Source organism: Halomonas lysinitropha (assembly GCF_902500215.1).
GTDB classification, from domain to species: domain Bacteria; phylum Pseudomonadota; class Gammaproteobacteria; order Pseudomonadales; family Halomonadaceae; genus Halomonas; species Halomonas lysinitropha.
Genome location: NZ_CABVOU010000042.1, coordinates 34,440 through 49,086 on the forward strand (window position 1 = coordinate 34,440; position 14,647 = coordinate 49,086).

Annotated in this window: 14 protein-coding genes and 1 pseudogene; 7 read left to right on the plus strand and 8 right to left on the minus strand. The window is 66.7% G+C overall.

All coding sequences use genetic code 11. The features are described from left to right. Position 1 precedes the first annotated feature (1 nt). Positions 2-1,144: a GTP cyclohydrolase II gene (locus HALO32_RS14810; protein WP_151444674.1), complete on the minus strand. Its 1,143-nt coding sequence runs from the start codon at positions 1,142-1,144 to the stop codon at positions 2-4. Between the two features lie 271 nt (positions 1,145-1,415). On the opposite strand from HALO32_RS14810, the gene HALO32_RS14815 reads away from it, so the two are divergent. Further along, the gene (locus HALO32_RS14815; protein WP_225810073.1) at positions 1,416-2,063 is read left to right on the plus strand and encodes a RibD family protein; all 648 of its coding nucleotides are present in this window, start codon (positions 1,416-1,418) and stop codon (positions 2,061-2,063) included. A 78-nt stretch (positions 2,064-2,141) separates the two neighbouring features. Here HALO32_RS14815 and HALO32_RS14820 read toward each other — a convergent pair. The 5 genes and pseudogenes from HALO32_RS14820 to HALO32_RS14840 all read right to left on the minus strand — a co-directional run. Beyond that, positions 2,142-3,011: pseudogene (locus tag HALO32_RS14820) on the minus strand (lysylphosphatidylglycerol synthase transmembrane domain-containing protein); the annotation flags it as partial. A gap of 2 nt (positions 3,012-3,013) precedes the next feature. Further along, complete coding sequence (locus HALO32_RS14825; protein ID WP_151444675.1) at positions 3,014-3,886, minus strand: class I SAM-dependent methyltransferase; 873 nt, start codon at positions 3,884-3,886, stop codon at positions 3,014-3,016. After that, positions 3,883-5,007: a glycosyltransferase family 4 protein gene (locus HALO32_RS14830; protein ID WP_225810069.1), complete on the minus strand. Its 1,125-nt coding sequence runs from the start codon at positions 5,005-5,007 to the stop codon at positions 3,883-3,885. The genes HALO32_RS14825 and HALO32_RS14830 overlap by 4 nt, the downstream gene beginning before the upstream one ends. Further along, positions 5,007-5,405, minus strand: coding sequence for a 6-pyruvoyl trahydropterin synthase family protein (locus tag HALO32_RS14835; RefSeq protein ID WP_151444676.1), 399 nt, complete (start codon positions 5,403-5,405; stop codon positions 5,007-5,009). The genes HALO32_RS14830 and HALO32_RS14835 overlap by 1 nt, the downstream gene beginning before the upstream one ends. A gap of 17 nt (positions 5,406-5,422) precedes the next feature. After that, complete coding sequence (locus HALO32_RS14840; RefSeq protein WP_151444677.1) at positions 5,423-6,409, minus strand: zinc-dependent alcohol dehydrogenase; 987 nt, start codon at positions 6,407-6,409, stop codon at positions 5,423-5,425. A gap of 244 nt (positions 6,410-6,653) precedes the next feature. On the opposite strand from HALO32_RS14840, the gene HALO32_RS14845 reads away from it, so the two are divergent. Genes HALO32_RS14845 through tenA form a run of 3 tightly spaced genes read left to right on the plus strand, consistent with a single transcriptional unit; the run spans position 6,654 to position 8,667 of the window. Then, positions 6,654-7,322, plus strand: a complete 669-nt coding sequence (locus HALO32_RS14845) for a CDP-alcohol phosphatidyltransferase family protein (RefSeq protein ID WP_225810071.1) — start codon at positions 6,654-6,656, stop codon at positions 7,320-7,322. Between the two features lie 18 nt (positions 7,323-7,340). Beyond that, entirely contained in the window at positions 7,341-7,961 is a 621-nt protein-coding gene (locus HALO32_RS14850) for a YceI family protein (RefSeq protein WP_151444679.1), read from the plus strand. 37 nt (positions 7,962-7,998) lie between these two features. Further along, complete coding sequence (gene tenA, locus HALO32_RS14855; RefSeq protein ID WP_151444680.1) at positions 7,999-8,667, plus strand: thiaminase II; 669 nt, start codon at positions 7,999-8,001, stop codon at positions 8,665-8,667. Positions 8,668-8,757: 90 nt separating this feature from the next. On the opposite strand, the gene HALO32_RS14860 is transcribed toward tenA, so the two are convergent. Together HALO32_RS14860 and HALO32_RS14865 are read right to left on the minus strand one after the other, a co-directional pair. Beyond that, positions 8,758-9,261 carry a porin family protein gene (locus tag HALO32_RS14860; protein WP_151444681.1) on the minus strand — a complete coding sequence of 168 codons (504 nt, stop codon included), beginning with the start codon at positions 9,259-9,261 and terminating at the stop codon, positions 8,758-8,760. A 111-nt stretch (positions 9,262-9,372) separates the two neighbouring features. Then, entirely contained in the window at positions 9,373-10,305 is a 933-nt protein-coding gene (locus HALO32_RS14865; protein ID WP_151444682.1) for a DMT family transporter, read from the minus strand. 206 nt (positions 10,306-10,511) lie between these two features. On the opposite strand from HALO32_RS14865, the gene pta reads away from it, so the two are divergent. The 3 genes from pta (at position 10,512) to HALO32_RS14880 (ending at position 14,636) form a co-directional block, all read left to right on the plus strand. Next, positions 10,512-12,689 carry a phosphate acetyltransferase gene (pta, locus tag HALO32_RS14870; RefSeq protein WP_151444683.1) on the plus strand — a complete coding sequence of 726 codons (2,178 nt, stop codon included), beginning with the start codon at positions 10,512-10,514 and terminating at the stop codon, positions 12,687-12,689. 112 nt (positions 12,690-12,801) lie between these two features. Continuing rightward, positions 12,802-13,404 (plus strand): class I SAM-dependent methyltransferase, encoded by a 603-nt coding sequence (locus HALO32_RS14875; protein ID WP_151444684.1) that lies wholly within the window; start codon positions 12,802-12,804, stop codon positions 13,402-13,404. A gap of 95 nt (positions 13,405-13,499) precedes the next feature. Further along, positions 13,500-14,636: an aminotransferase class V-fold PLP-dependent enzyme gene (locus HALO32_RS14880; RefSeq protein ID WP_151444685.1), complete on the plus strand. Its 1,137-nt coding sequence runs from the start codon at positions 13,500-13,502 to the stop codon at positions 14,634-14,636. Positions 14,637-14,647: the final 11 nt, after the last annotated feature.

Below are 14,647 nucleotides of genomic sequence, written 5' to 3' on the forward strand. Positions count from 1 at the left end.
CTCAAGGCCCGGCGCTCGAGTCCTGTTCGCCGTTGAACACCGCATCGAGCAGGTGGCCGGCGCGTTCCGATTTGGCGCTCAGATAGCGGCGGTTTTGATCGTTGAGGCTGCCGTAGAGCGCCTGGCGTTCGACCACCTCGATACCGCCCTCGGCCAGGGCCGAGACCTTGCCCGGATTGTTGGTGAGGAGTTGCACGCGACGAATGTCCAGGGCATCCAGGATGTCCACTGCCACGCCATAGTGTCGCTCATCCTCACCGAACCCCAGGACCTGGTCGGCATCCAGGGTATCCAGGCCGCTGTCCTGGAGGGTATAGGCGCGCAGCTTGTTGGCCAGCCCGATGCCTCGCCCCTCCTGGGCCAGGTAGAGCAGCACGCCGCCGCCCAGCGCCTGGATATCGGCCACGGCATTGCGTAGCTGCTCGCCACAGTCGCAGCGCAGGCTGGCGAAGAGGTCGCCGGTCAGGCAGGCCGAGTGCAGGCGCAGTGGCACCGCCGCGTCGCCATTACCGGGCTCGCCGATCACCACGGCCACGTGCTCGCGCAGTCCGTCGGGTTCGCGAAACAGGATAAAGCGACAGTCGAAGGCATCCGCCAGGGGTATCCGCGCCTCGCTGACGCGCTTGAGCATGCCCATTCCCCCCTCCAGGCACTGCTCGGCCTGATCCGCTCGGACCGCAAGCCAGGAACCCTCCTCCAGACGGGCGTCAACGGCGGGCCGCTGCGCCTCGCTGACGCGGGCCACCAGCGCCGCCGGAATCAGCAGCGACCGGCGCATCAGCGCCAGGGCCGCCCGATCGGCCGGCTGGGCTGGCTCCAGCGAACGACGCCATTTGGCCAGTTCACCTCGCCCTGCCGTCACCTCCGGCGTGAAACCGAAGGCCAGATCGACGAGCCGCTGGCGACCGGCGCCCTCCGTCAAGGGGAGTCGGGCCAGGCGGCGGACGTCCGGCTCACCCAGCGCCGCCAGGCGGTGGCGGCTCAGGACCAGCGAAGGCGTGTTACCCGCGAGTCCGGCCAAGCATGACACCGTGTCCTCACCCGCCCCCTCGATGGCCTGGACCAGCACGCGAGTGTCCCCGTCGATGATCACCACCGGTAGCCCGCGTCGAAGATCGAAGATGGCCCGTTCAACCTGATGCATGGTGCCCTCCTGGCACGCCTTGCTCCGCCGAGGCGGACTGCGCATGATGTTTGCTTTGCCCAGGCCTGGAGCCCTCATGCCCCCGACCCTCGATACCCTTGACCAGACGATCGCCTGGCGGGCCCTCTGTGGAGCCCGTGAGAGCCTGACCCGCAGCCAGGCATCGGTATACAGGGAGGGCCCGCTGCGCCTGACGGCCAGCGGATGGACGTCGGACATTCCTGCCAGTGATGATGCCCGGGAACTGCTCGACAACCTGGCCCCGCTGGCGATGCATCCCGGCCGACTGGCCCTGGCCCAGCTTGGCCAGAGCCTGGATGGCCGCATTGCCACCGAGAGCGGACATTCCCACTACATCAACGGCCTCGAGAGCCGGACGCACCTGCACCGGCTGAGGGCGCTGGTGGACGCCGTGGTGGTCGGCGCCGGCACCGCCAGCGAGGACGATCCCCTGCTCACGGTGCGCCATGTCAGCGGGCGCCAGCCGGTACGGGTGATCCTGGACCCGCGGGGCCGGGTGCCGACGACGATCCGTCTGCTGAGCGAGGCTCAGGCGCCCTGCCTGCACCTCGTCGGCGAGCAGGTCGATACCGCCCAGCCTGCCGCCGACCATGTCATCCGCCTGCGGCTGCCGGCGGGAACTGGCGGCTTCGCCCCCGCGGCCGTGCTGGATGCGCTTGCCGCCCGGGGACTGCAGCGCGTCCTGATCGAGGGCGGCGGCATCACGGTGTCGAGATTCCTGGAGGCCGGCGTACTCGATCGCCTGCACCTGCTGGTGGCACCGCTGCTGATCGGATCCGGCCGGCCGGGGCTTGCCATGACGCCCATTGCTACCCTGGATCAGGCGCGTCGTCCCGTCGCACGAACCTTCCGCTGCGGCGACGACACCCTCTTCGACCTGGACCTCACCCGGACCTGATCCCTCGGGGCCCGACGGTGACGTAGCGACGCGGCGGACCAGACCCGGCATGAACAGCGCCCCGGGCAGGCTCGCCAGCAGCACCAGCAACCCGTAAGCCATCGACACCGCCACCCCCTCGGCCGGCGCCAGCCCGGCCAGCCCCCAGACCAGCGCCGCCGCGCCTTCGCGCAGCCCCCAGCCCGCCAATGACAGGGGAATCAACATCGCGATCAGGACCGGCGGCACCAGCGACAGCAGGGTGGCCAGGGGAAGCGTGACACCGATCGCCCGCGCCGCACAGACGAACACCAGGGCATAGCTCAAGACCACCAGCAGGGACCCGAGGAGCTGTCGTGGCCAGACCGAGGACGCCAGCAGGCTACGCCGCAGGTCTTCTCCCAGCCCGGCGAGTACCGCTGGCGGCTGGCCCACTAGATGACGCGCGACCGGCACACCAATGACCAGCATCAGCGTTGCGCCGATCAGCCAGCCCGGCGAGGACAGACTCGCCAGTGCCCCAGCGATCAGCCCCTGCCACAACGGTGACAGGGCGATGACGACTAACGTCAGCAACAGCAGGGCGAACTGTCCGGAGGCGCGTTCGATGATCACCGCCCGCCAGGCACTACCGCGCCGACCGCTGACCCGGGAGTGGCGCCAGGCCCGGGCGGCATCCCCGGCCACCCCACCCGGCAGCACCTGGTTGAGGAACATGGCCAGGTAGTATTCCCGCAGCGCACGCCCCCAGCTCATCGGCAGCTCGAGCCGAGACGCCGTCAGCCGCCAGCGCCAGGCGGAAAGCAGCATCTGTGGCAGCGTCAAGGCCAGGGCCAGCAGTATCCAGCCCGGGGCCAGGGGACCGACCGCGTCGATCACTTCCCCCGGCTCGAGCCAGACCCAGAGTCCGCCCAGCAGCAGCAGACTGGCCAGGGGCCGCCACAGACGAGAGGATCGAGCCTGTAACATGGTTATCCCCGCGCCGCCGGCCAGGCGAAGAGGTCACGATGGCCCACCGTCACGCCCAGCTCCCCGGCATCGATGTCAGCCAGGCGCCGGTCGCGCCAGGCGCCGAGGCGAGCCGCCTGCGTCGGCGTCTGTTCAATGGCGGCGTCGTGCCAGCCGGTGACCAGGGCTTCGGCCAGGCCTCGCTGGGCGGCGTCCCCGGCCGCCAGGTGCCAGGGCGCGGCATCACTCTCGACCCGAAAACCGGCGGCGAGCAGGGTGCTGGCCAGCACCGCGGGCGCCTCACCGCCCAGCGCTGGCCCCAGGCCCTTGTCGCGGTGCTGATGGGTCTGGAAGAGCGTGCGCACCGCGATATCTTCGCTCTCCTCGACGCGCGCGCCCTGGTGATCCAGAAAGGCCCAGTCGCCGTCCACGCTGAGGCTCAGCAGCAGAGCCTGACCATGGCCAGCGCAGGCGGCCACCAGCGATTCCACCCAGGCGCGAGACATCAGGTCGAAGAGCGCGGAGGCCACCACCAGATCGGCATCGGCGAGAAGCGCCCGATCCATGGGGCTCAGGCTGCGACAATGGGTTTCCAGCTCGATACGAGCCCCTGCGCTGTCACGCAGCAGGGCGCCTCGCCGTCGGGCATGAACCAGCAATCGGGCATCATGATCGACCAGTCGCCAGCGCTGGAGACCCGGTAGGCGCGGAGCCAGAAACCCCAGGTTGCTGCCACTGCCGCTGCCCAGATCGACGATGCCATGGGGCGTGGGGTGCTGGTTGAGCCAGTCCGCAGCCAGCCCGGTCAGGCGATGGCTGCGCGACCGGGCATCCAGCTCTTCCCGCAACGCCAGCCACTCGGCCGAGAAGATGTCGTGGGCGGTGGAGGCACTCATGACGGCTGCCTCCGTTCAGGTTGCGCCGCGGCGCCTATCGTCGCCTCGGGAATGTCCTCCAGGGCGACCGCGAAGCGTTGCCCCGCCTGCTGCCAATCGGCCAGTCCCTGCCTGACCCGAACGGCACCGTGGCGCAGGCGGTCTCTGACATCGGCATCGTCCATCCAGCTCGACAGCGCCTGGCGGAGAGCGTCGGCATCGCCGGGGGGCACGGCGATGCCCGCCTCGGGCGGCAGAGTGTCGGCCAGTGCCCCGCCGGTGGTGGTGATCACCGGCAGCCCCCGGGACAGCGCCTCGGTCACCACCATGCCGTAGCCCTCGTAGAAGGAGGGCAACACGAAGAGATCGGCCTGACGGTAGGCCTCGGCCAGCTCATCGGCATTCCGCTCGCCCACGAAATCCAGTCGCTCGGCCATGTCCAGGCGACGTGTCTCGGCCATCAGGGCGGCCGCATGCTCGGCATCACGCTCATGACTGCCGACAACCTTGCATACCCAGGGCCGGTCGGTGAGACCCGCCAGTGCCTCGACCAGCACACCAAGCCCCTTGCGGGGCGTCAGGGTCGCGACACAGAGCAGCCGCCAGGGGCGACTCCTATCCACATGATCCAGGGCACCGCCGGCCAACGCGGCCTTGTCGACACCGGGTTCGGCCACGCGGAGCCGATCCTCGGGTACGCCGTAATCTCGCAGGGCGCGTGCGGTGTGGTGGCTGGTGACGACCACCCGTCGGGCCGCGGCCAGCGCCCGGGTCTCGCTGTCGCGAAAACCTTTCTGCTGGGCGACGTCGAGGCCGGTCTCGTCGGCCAGGGGGTGATGGACGAGCGCGATGATCCGCAGAAGCTCGGCATGTCGCTCGACTTCATCCGGCAGGCCACCCATGGCCAGGCCATCAATGACCACCCGGGCGTTGTCGGGCAACGTCGCCAGGGCCTTTGAAAGGCTATGGCGGGCCGTCTGATCCGCCAGCGGAAAACACCCCGCGAGCCCCATCACCTCGACCCGCCACCCCTGCCTGCGCAGTTCCGCCACCATGCGGGCGTCGTACACATAGCCGCCGGTCCGCTGATCGGGATCCCCGGCGACGATCAGGGTCAGTTCCGGCATTGCCTCCCGAGACATCAAAGCTCGCCCTCGTAGCTGGCCCAGGCGACATGCGATTCATGCAGCGCCACGCAAAGGGAATCGAGCCCCATGGCGGCCTCACCGAGGTGACCGAGCTGGATGGCCGTGGCGAGTCGCTCGAAGATCACCCGCGCCATGAACTCGGTGGTGGTATTGCGGCCCTGGAACTCCTCCACCTCATCCAGGTTCTGGAAATTGAACTCGGCGAGCACGGTCTTGAGGGCCTCGCCAGCCATGCCGATATCCACGACCAGGCCATCGTCATCGAGTTCGCGGCGCTGGAAGGTCACGTCGACCACATAGGTCGCACCGTGCATGCGCTGAGCGGGCCCGAAGACGTCGCCGCGGAAGCTGTGGGCGATCATGAAATGGTCACGAACGTTCAGACGGTACATAAGGCAAGAGACTCGTGTCAGGAAAGGGTCGGATAGCGTATTCGATGGCAGAGCACGTCGCCCGAGGCGGCGGCAAGCCGAGGCATCAGGGCGGGCAGCTCCTGGAAATCGCTCTCGCCGCTGATCAGCAAATCGAGACACGGGTCCCGCAGCAGATCCAGCGCCAGCGCCAGACGGCGGCGATGATCCCAGCGCGGAGTCCGTTCGACGGGCAGGCGGCCGACCTGGCTGCCGACCAGGCGCAACCGCCGGGAGTGAAAGGCTTCTCCCAGCGGCAGGCTCACGCCGCGGTCACCGTACCAGCTCATCTCGACCACTCGGGCCTCGTCGCCGGCCAGGGTCAGACTCAGACGCAACCCGTCGGGATTGCCGCTGGCGTGGACCACCAGGTCATTGTCGGCGGGCGCCTGCTCGGCCAGGCAGAAATCGATACCCAGCGCATCGGCGAGTTCGGCTCGGCCCGGCGACACGTCCACCAGGCACACTCGGGTGCCGGGAATCGCCGCGCAGAGCCAGGCGACCAGGGTGCCCACCACCCCGGCGCCGATCACGGTGATACGGTCGCCCACCCCGGGGGCGGCATCCCAGACCCCGTTGATGGCCGTTTCCATGTTGGCGGCCAACACGGCACGGGCCGCAGGCAGACCTTCGGGTAACGGCGTCACGGCATCGATTGGCAGCACGTAGCGGTCCTGGTGAGGAAACAGGCTGAACACCTCGCGTCCCAGCAACGAAGACTCCCCGGCCTCGACGATGCCGACGCTGACGTAGCCATACTTGACCGGACCGGGGAAGTCACCCTCCTGAAAGGGGGCCCGCATGCGTTGCCACTCGCTTTCCGGTACCCGACCCTCGAATACCAGCGATTCCGTGCCGCGGCTGATGCCACTGAACAGGGTCCTGATGGCCACCTCGCCGGGGCCAGGGGTGGGCACCGGCTGCTCTCGCAGGGCGCCCTGACCCGGTGCCAGGGTCCAGAAGGCAGTCGCACTTGCATAGGGCATGGCATGATCCGTGGTAGAAACGTCAGTGGGCACAGAGAGACGTGATAAGCGACATCAATGCTGGGCACACGTTCGCGCGAGGCTATTGGCTGCGTGCTCATTCTTCTACAATATTGATACAACAATATTGGGGTGCACAATGCAATACTGTCAATCAGACACCAAGCCTACCAGGAGGCAAGCCATACCGATTTTCCGCGACCTGCTCCTGGGGGCCCTCTGCCTGCTGGCCTCGACGGCCCTGATGTGGTCATGGACAGAGGCGAGCCCTTGGGTACCCCTGCTGGCAATGATCACTTACCTGGCGATGGCCGGCCTCATCCTGGCCTTCGTCCCTTTCCATTGGCGACATCTCGGCTGGGCCAATCGCCTCACCCTGGGGCGGGGGCTACTGATTGCCTTGCTGACGGGTGCCCTGGCCGACCCCGAGCTGCTGGCCCGGTACGCGACGCCCCTTGGCGCCCTGGCCCTGTTGGCCCTGATGCTGGATGGCGTCGATGGTTGGGTGGCACGCCGCACGTCCACGCAGAGCGATTTCGGGGCACGTTTCGACATGGAGCTCGATGCCTGGCTGATTCTGGTGCTGTGCCTGGCCCTGCTGCTGCTCGGCAAGGCAGGCCCCTGGGTGTTGGCCATCGGTGCCATGCGCTACGCTTTTGTCATGGCCGGCCTCAAGCTGACCTGGCTGACCGCCGCCCTGCCCGAGAGCCGTCGACGCAAGGCCATCTGCGTCTGGCAAGTGGCCGCCTTGATGATCGCCCTGCAGCCCCTTGCCGGCGCCACGGCCACGAACTGGCTGGCGGGCAGCGCCCTGGTCGGCCTGGCCGGGTCTTTCATGGTCGATATCTGCTGGCTTTACCGGCATGCCTCGACAAGACGGCCGGAGGGCTGTCGGACCGGCAGCCACTCATGAATCGAAAAGGATACCCTCATGCCCTCGCTTCTCCCTCATACCCGACACCCCTCCTTGCCGATCGTTGCTGGGCTCGTCCTGACCCTGGGTGCCCTCTCGATAGCATCGGCCGTTGCCGAACCACGTACCTATGAAATCGATCCCGAGCACTTTTCCATCGGCTTCATGACCGAACACGTCGGTTACGCGGACACGCTCGGCATGTTTCTGGAAGGCCGGGGCGAATTCGTCTACGACGAGCAGACGCGACAGCTGCACTCGGGGACCGTCGAGATCCGTACCGACAGCGTCTTCACCAACCATGAGGAGCGCGATAATCACCTGCGCAGCAATGACTTCCTTGACGCTGGTCGCTACTCGACGATCGTCTTCGAGGTGACCGGCTTCGAGGCGCACAGCGACAGCGAGGGCACCCTGGAGGGTGAACTGACCCTGCTTGGCGAGACCCGCCCGGTAACGCTGGACGTCACGCTCAATAAGGCCGACGTCTACCCCTTTGGCCACGGACAGCACACCCTGGGGCTATCGGCACGCACCACCATCGCCCGCAGCGACTGGGGGATGACCTACGGGGTCGACAATGGCATGGTCGGCGACGAGGTAGAACTGATCCTCGAACTGGAAGCGATCAGGCAGTAGCCGAACCACCGAATCGACACCCCCTAACGGAGACAAGATGGGCTATCGTTTCAGCAATCTCACTGCCGCCTGCCAGGACGACTGGCGTGCCTATATCGAGCACGACTTCGTGCGCGACCTGGGCGACGGCACCCTCGACGAGAACGCCTTTCGTCACTACCTGAAGCAGGACTATCTGTTCCTGATCCACTTCGCCCGCGCCTATGCGCTGGCCGCCTACAAGAGCCGCACCCTGGCCGATCTGCGCCAGGCCCATGAGGGGCTCAAGGCCATCGTCGATCTCGAGCTCGGCCTCCACGTGGGCTACTGCCAGGAATGGGGCATCTCCGAGGCCGACCTGGCCGATCTGCCCGAGGCACGCGCTACCCTCGCCTATACCCGTTACGTGCTGGATGCCGGCAGCCGCGGCGACTTGCTCGACCTGCACGTGGCCCTCGCTCCCTGTGTGGTGGGCTACGGCGAGATCGCCAACTGGCTGAATGCTCAACCCTCCACCCTGCGTGGCGAGGCCAACCCCTACGACGCCTGGATCGCCATGTACGAGAGCGAGGATTTCCAGTCGGCCATGCATGCCGAACTCGAATGGATCGACGCCCGCCTGGCCGACGTCACCCCGGCGCGCTTTGCCGAGCTCTGCACGGTGTTCCGCGACGCCACGCGCCTGGAGGTCGATTTCTGGCAGATGGGGCTGGACCGCACCGACTAGAGATCGATCGGAACGTCACAAATGCAGCGCGCCCCGCCGGTTTTCCGACGGGGCGCGTTTCGTGCCACGGTGCTGGTCATTGCAGAAACATCAGAAGCGGAACGTCACCCCGACACTGGCGGCATCGAAGGTGTAGTTCGACTCGTCCAGATAGCGCATGTAGTCGGCGCCCACGGCGAGGTTCGGCGCCACGTCGAACTCGGCACCGGCACCGTAGGAGAAGCCGCTCTCATCGCCCACGTCCATGTCCACCTCCGTGAAACCCGCCAGCCCATAGAGGCGGAATTCCGGGGCGATCGGCACGATGCCCTTGGCATAGGCGCCGGCCAGATAATCCAGTTCAACGTTGCCATCCGAACCGCCGGTACCGAGATGGCCCTCCAGGGCGAAGTAGTCGTTGAACGCCACGCCGCCGCGCAGGCGCAGGCCGGTGCTGTCGAAGTCACGGCCGCTGTCCTGATCGAGCTCCCAGAACAGCACGTCACCACCCAGATAGGGGCTCGGCTGGTAGTTCATCGGGCTGCCCTGGGCGTGGGCCGCAGCTCCGGCCAGCAGCAGCGCAGCGGAAACGGCAGAAATCGTGAGAGTCTTCATGGGGGTAACCTCCTGGTTAGGAAACAGTGTTTCCTTTTACACAGACCATTCTGGTATAGCCTAGACGAAAGTGCAAGATGTTCCCGCCAGCCCCCTTCCACTGGCACCCCCTTACGCTCGTTTCGAGAACCCCAGCACCAGGATCCCCGCCACCACGATGCCGCCGCCCACCAGTTGCACCGGCGAGAGGGCCTGTCCCAGCACCACATAGCCCAGCACCAGAGCCGCCACCGGCTCCATGTTCATGGCCGGCCCATTGCGGGCCATGTCCAGGCGGGGAACAAAGATGAACAGCGTCGAGAACGCTACCCCATAGAACAGCCCCAGGGCCGCGAGCCCCATCCAACCGTGCAGCGAGAGCGGCAGCGTCAAGCCGCCCGGTACCAGCTCCAGGGCCCCGGCCGCCAGCATGGCTACCAGAACCGTGAGCATGGTCAGCAGGGTGCGCAGCGTGCTGCCCACCTCGGCGAGACGATGCTCGGTGATCCACAGTGCGCAGGCGAAGGCCGAGGCAGCAGCCAGGCCGAATCCTACCCCGGCAAGCCACTCGGGCCCCATGGCCTCTGGCTCGCCAAGCCAGGCCGGCACGTCCAGCACCACCACCAGGCCGACCAGGATGACGCCCATGATCAGGGCGGCTCGTGCAGTAGGCCGGGAGCCGCCCAGTGCCCAGCTGAGCAGCGCCAGCTGGACCGGCAGGGTGTTCATCAGCAGCAGCGCCACCACCACGGGGATGCGCGCCACCGCCGAATAGAGGCAAAGGCTCTGCACCGTCACCAGCAGGCCAACCAGCAGCTGCCATGAGCGTGTGCCCGCCGGCAGCGACAAGCGCTTTTGCTGTACCACCATCAGGCAAGCCAGGATCGTCAGTGCCACGCCGGAGCGCACCAGGATCGCCAGCAGCAGTCCGGTACCCGCGTCGAAGGCGACCCGGGCGGCCACATGGTTGGAGGCGAACAGTGTCGCCATGCCGCACATCAGCAGCAGCGCCAGAGGCCTGGGAAAGGGAGCGTGGGCCGCTGAGGCGGTATCGGGGTTCGACATATCACGGCTTCCGTGGAGGGTGTGGCGGATCGGCCCAGCAAGGATGCGGCCGACCATCATGGGTGCCGCTCGAGTATGTAACCAACGGCTGCATCGCCATGTTAGACTAAAGTCAATGTCAAACCATCCAGGGATGTCGATGTACGACCCGGTAGAAGGGGGGCGTATCGCCGAGCAACCCCGCCAGCTGCTGCAAGAGAGCCACCATGACCCCGCTTGACCATCGTTCCGAGCCCCGCAACCTGCTGCTGGTACCCACCGACAGTGGCATCGGTCTGACGTCGGCCTGCCTCGGCCTTATCCGGGCACTGGACACCCTCGGGCTCAAGGCCGGCTTTCTCAAGCCGTTCCGACAGGATGAACTCAATGGCAACGGGCCGGATCGCTCCTGTGCCCTGGCGAGCAGCACCCTGGGCCTGGCAACCCCGGCACCGCTCAACCAGGCACGGCTTGAGCGCTTGCTGCGTGAAGATCGCACCGACGAGCTGATGGAGGAGGCCGTGGAGCGCCATGCCCGGGTCGCCTCACCGGACGCTGGCAAGGTCCCCGAGCTGGTGGTGATCGAAGGGTTGGCACCCAGCCAGCACAGCAGCTATGCGACCCAGCTCAATGCCCAGCTGGCTCATGCCCTCAATGCGCGCACCATCCTGGTCGCCGACGGCGACCTGAGCGACCCCCAGGACCTGGCGGAACGGCTCGACATGCATGCCCAGGCATTCGATGGCACCGGTTCGTCGCGCACCCTGGGCTGTATCCTGATGCGGCTGCGTCCGCTGCCGGACGGCGAGGCTTCCAGCTCCCTGGCGGCCCCCGAGGTCACCGCCCAGCGTGACGAGCAACTGGTCGCCAGCCTGCGCCGCTACTTGCCCGCCCTGGGCAGTGAGCGCTTCCATCTGATCGGTGCTGTGCCCTGGCATGCGACACTCTCCGCGCCACGCGTGCTGGACGTCGCCCGCGCCCTGGAGGCTCGCTTCCTGCACGAAGGCGAGGCCGCCAGCCGCCGTGTGCTGGGCACCAGCCTGTGCGCGCGCAGCGCCTCCCATGCCCTGCACGTGTTCCGTCCCGGGCGCCTGCTGGTCACCCCCGGAGATCGCGACGACATCCTGCTGGCCGCGGCGCTCGCGACCATGAACGGCGTGCCGCTGGCGGGTATCCTGCTGTCCCACGGCGAATTGCCGGATGACGCCATGATCGACTTCTGCCGGCCTGCGTTGCGCAGCGGACTGCCGGTGATGGCGGTAGACTCGGACAGCTTCACAACGGCCCAGCATCTCGATCGCATGGCCAACGACATTCCCATCGATGATCCGGAGCGGGCCGAGCAGGTAACCCGCTTCGTCGCCAGCCACCTGGATCTGCAGTGGCTCAAGGAGAGCCTCAGCCGCGGCTATCCGAGCCGGCTGTCCCCGGCTGCCTTCCGCCATCAACTGGTCAAGCTGGCCCAGCAGGCGAGCATGCGCATCGTGCTGCCCGAGGGGAGCGAGCCACGCACCGTGGAGGCCGCGGTGATCTGCCAGCAGCGCGGGATCGCCCGCTGCGTGCTGTTGGCAAGGCGCGAGGAAGTCGAGGAGGTCGCCCGCCAGCGCGGCATCGAGCTGCCCGAGGACCTCGAGATCCTCGACCCCGCCGACATCCGTCGGGACTATGTGCAACCGATGGTCGAGCGTCGCCCCGACAAGCTCAACACACTGACCGCCAAGGACCAGCTACAGGATAACGTGGTGCTCGGCACCATGATGCTGGCCGAGGACGAGGTGGACGGTCTCGTCTCCGGAGCGATTCACACCACCGCCAATACCGTGCGCCCGGCCTTCCAGCTGATCAAGACGGCACCAGGCTATCGACTGGTATCGTCGATCTTCTTCATGCTGCTGCCCGAGCAAGTGGTGGTCTATGGCGATTGTGCCGTGAACCCGGATCCGGACGCCGAGGCCCTGGCCGAGATCGCCATCCAGAGCGCTCGCTCCGCCGCGGCCTTCGGCATCGAACCCCGAGTGGCCATGATCAGCTACTCCACCGGAGAGTCCGGCAGCGGCGCCGACGTGGACAAGGTACGCCAGGCCACGCGCATCGCCCGAGAGCGCGAGCCCTCGCTGTGCATCGACGGCCCGCTGCAGTACGACGCCGCCGCCATCGAGAGCGTTGGTCGTCAGAAGGCGCCCGATTCACCGGTGGCGGGCCGCGCCACGGTCTTCGTCTTCCCCGATCTCAACACCGGCAACACCACCTACAAGGCGGTCCAGCGCAGCGCTGGCGTGGTCAGCGTCGGCCCCATGCTGCAGGGCCTCAACAAGCCGGTGAACGACCTGTCCCGCGGCGCCCTGGTCGATGACATCGTCTATACCATCGCCCTGACCGCGATCCAGGCCGCCCAGCGTGGTTGAGTACTGCCGTGAATCGACCTTATCGAGGGCGGAATCGGCACACTGGCTTTCCTGCTCGCCTCCACTGGCCTAGAGTCGAGGCATATTCCGTCCAACTACAGGAGACTAACCGATGACGGCACATGATCGACCGAAAGGCGCTGCTGGCCCCGCGCAACATTCACAGCTGTCGCTGTTCGCGAGAAATTTCTTCAAGCACCCCCAGATGCTGGGTTCGATCATTCCCAGCTCCTCGTTTCTGGTCAAGCGACTGCTCGACGGGGTCGATTGGCAGCAAGCGCGGGTCGTCGTCGAGTACGGGCCCGGGGTCGGAACCATCACGCGGGAACTCCTGCAGCGCATGCCGCCGGAATCGACCCTGGTAGTGCTCGAGACCAACCAGGACTTCGTCGATTGTCTCGAGCAGTCGCTCCCCGACCCTCGACTGCAAGTCGTCAAGGGTTCCGCCGAGACGATCCAGGCCGAACTGGACCGCTTGGGCCTGCCCGCGGCCGACTATGTGCTGGCCGGCATCCCGTTCAGCACCATGCCCGCCATGACCCGCGAGTCCATCCTCATGCGTAGCCTCGAGGCACTCTCGCCACGGGGTGCCATGCTGATCTACCAGTTCTCCTCCAAAGTATTACCCGACCTGCGTCGCATCTTTTCCAGGGTGGAGTGCGATTTCGAGCCATTCAACGTGCTCCCGGCGCGACTTTACTACTGCCACCCCTGAAGCGCCCAGGCTGGCCCGACGAAGGGAATCGGAATATCCTCTGGATACAAACGGCCTGAACGCAACAGGCCCTGAACACCAACACGGAGAACGAAATGGCCGGCTTGCTACCCGATGTCGACCCCGATGGGCTGCTCGAGTATTCGGTGGTCTACACCGATCGCGCACTGAACCACATGTCGAAGAGCTTTCAAGGCGTGATGCGCGACGTCTCCTCTACCCTGAAGGAGGTGTACAACGCGCATTCGACGGTGATCGTCCCCGGCAGCGGGACCTTCGGCATGGAAGCCGTGGCGCGCCAGTTCGCCAAGGATCGCAACTGCCTGGTGATCCGCAACGGCTGGTTCAGCTATCGCTGGAGCCAGATCCTCGAGATGGGCAAGATCCCCGCCGAGGTCCACTTGCTCAAGGCGCGTCGACTCGACGAGGATGACCCGACCTCGCCCTTCGCTCCGCCCTCCATCGAGGAGGTGGTCGAGTCGATCCATGACCAGCAGCCCGATATCGTCTTCGCCCCCCATGTGGAAACCGCCTCGGGCATGCTGCTGCCAGACGACTATCTGCGCCAGATCGCCGACGCCATCCATGAGCAGGGCGGGCTCTTCGTGCTCGACTGTATTGCCTCCGGCACTCTCTGGGTCGACATGCAGGACATCGGCGTCGACGTGCTGGTCAGTGCTCCGCAGAAGGGCTGGAGCGCCAGCCCCTGCTGCGGCATGGTGATGCTCTCTCGCCAGGCGCGCGAGATCATCGAGGAGACCACCAGCACCAGCTTCGCCTGCGACCTGAAGAAGTGGCTGTCGATCATGGAAACCTACGAGGCCGGTGGCCACGCCTATCACGCCACCCTGCCCACCGACGGCCTGCGACAACTGCGCGACGTGATGCGCGAGACGCGGCAGTACGGCTTCGACAAGGTGCGCGACGAGCAGTGGGAGGTCGGGCAACGGGTGCGCGGCATGCTGGCCGAGCACGGTTTCCACAGCGTGGCAGCACCGGGATTCCAGGCGCCTGGCGTGGTGGTCTGTTACACCGAGGACGAAGGCATCGTCGGCAAGTTTCTCGCCGCCGGTGTCCAGGTGGCGGCGGGAGTCCCCTTGATGTGTGACGAGGGCGAGGACTATCGCGCCTTTCGCATCGGCCTGTTCGGCCTCGACAAGCTCCACCACCCGGAGCGGACCCTCGAGAGCCTGGAAACGGCCCTGGCCAAGGTGCAGGGCGCCGACGAATAGGACGTCGAGAC